This is a genomic window from Gordonia desulfuricans NBRC 100010 (assembly GCF_001485495.1).
GTDB classification, from domain to species: Bacteria; Actinomycetota; Actinomycetes; order Mycobacteriales; family Mycobacteriaceae; genus Gordonia; species Gordonia desulfuricans.
This window is the reverse complement of record NZ_BCNF01000229.1, coordinates 1-1,173: the sequence shown is the minus strand read 5'-3', so window position 1 is coordinate 1,173 and position 1,173 is coordinate 1. Positions and strand designations below refer to the sequence as shown.

Genomic DNA, 1,173 nt, shown 5'->3' with positions numbered 1-1,173 from the left:
CCCTCAACCGTGGCCAACCGGTGAGCCATCTGTTCAACCGGGGTGGCATCGGAGGGAGGTGGACCAACAGTTGGCTGGTCACGGGCGGTGCGATTGAGCTCGCGTGACTTTCCCGTCGCGATCAGCCGGTCAGGACCCCCAGCAGTCAACGCTTCCTCGGACAGATACCCGGCATCGGCAAGAATGACACCAATACCGTTGGCGTCGGACCCTTCTGGTCGTGCCGCATCGATCACCTGGGCAGCCGCAACGGCCCGTTTACTCATACCGACGAACATCGCACCATCAGACGGATTGTTGGAAACCTCGACCGCGATGATCACACCATCCGAACTCGTCACGGCCTGACAGTTGTAACCCTGAATCCACCCACCCCCACGCATCGGCATCGACCGCGACTGCGGGTCGGTCATATTACGTTGCGGCCCATCCAATTTGGCGCCAGTGTCGGATGCTGCAGCGGCGACGGCCTGCTCGGCACGTGTGATCGCCGCATCGAGTCGGGCACGGGCCTGTACGACCGTCACGGCTTCATCGATCGGTTTCGGCGGACGTCCTACCCGGCCTTGATACCAGCGGTCGATCCGTTCCTGCTGGATCGTTGCGACCCGCGCATACGAGCTCTCCCGCACGCGAACCTCGGAGCGGGCCCGTTCAACCGGATCTACTGCGGGTTTAGGCATCTGGGCGAGGGCATCAGCGATCCGTTGTGCCCGGATGCTGGGTTCGGCCAACTCGGCCGGTAGTTGGTCACCAGAACCACTGTCACCGTCTGTGGTGTCTTCGTCGGCATCGGTGTCTGCGTGTTCGGCGGCGGCGCGGGCGGCTTCGGCGGCCAGTGCTTTACGCAGGCCGGCTTCGGTGCGGTTGGCTCCCAACGAGGCGTTCGAGGCGATCTTGACGCCGTCGAGGGCCACCACCCCCAACTCGACCATCCCGACCCGTGCACACAACATCAAGACCTGGGTGAACAGGTCCTCGACCACCTCGGCGCACTCGGCGCGGAACCTTGAGATCGTCACGTGGTCGGGGACGTCACCAGCACAAATGATGCGGTAGGTGATATCGCGGTGACACAACCGTTCCAGTTTCCGGGAGGATCGTTGGCCTTGGGCCCATCCCCAGATCAGCAACGTCAACAACATGTCGGGGTGATAACCGGCCCGGCCCACA

1 protein-coding gene is annotated in these 1,173 nt (G+C 63.3%); it reads right to left on the bottom strand.

Annotated features, from left to right (window positions below):
• Positions 1–1,173: transposase (locus GD1_RS24000; protein WP_059040035.1), on the bottom strand; the 1,173-nt coding region annotated here is incomplete at both ends.